This window comes from Mesorhizobium sp. LNHC229A00 (assembly GCF_000502415.1).
Lineage (GTDB): Bacteria > Pseudomonadota > Alphaproteobacteria > Rhizobiales > Rhizobiaceae > Mesorhizobium.
In genome coordinates this window covers 1-445 of sequence record NZ_AYWQ01000179.1, presented here as the reverse complement: position 1 = coordinate 445, position 445 = coordinate 1, and the positions used below count along the sequence as shown (strand labels likewise).

The 445-nt window shown below is 58.7% G+C and carries 1 pseudogene; it reads right to left on the bottom strand.

The window, feature by feature from the left end:
• Positions 1–445, bottom strand: a pseudogene (locus tag X742_RS1000000175190) (adenylate/guanylate cyclase domain-containing protein); the annotation flags it as partial.

Below are 445 nucleotides of genomic sequence, written 5' to 3'. Positions count from 1 at the left end.
GTTCCCCGGCCGCTTGCGCTGTGCTGCCCTGTGCTCAGCCTCCATGATCACCCCAGTGCCGCCGAGGCGGCTGGCAGCCTGCTTCACGATTTCCGTCTGGAGCGCAAACACATCCTCCGCCGGTCGATCCCAGCGATCGGACCAGATATGGACGCCGGTTTTAGCGTCAATAAGCTGAGCGGTCACGCGGATTTGATCGGCTGCGCGCTGGACGGAGCCTTCAAGGATATATCGCACTTTCAGATCAGCGCCGACCTGACGGACGTCGATGGGCTTTCCGGCGTAGACCGCAGTGGAATTTCGAGCAATTACATAAAACTCAGGAAACCCGGCAAGATCGGTGATGAGGTCCTCGGTTATGCCGTCGGCTAGCCTCCCCGAGGATTCGTCGCCACCAATGTTGTCGAAGGGCAAAACTGCTATAGCTGGCTTGTCAATGGCGTTA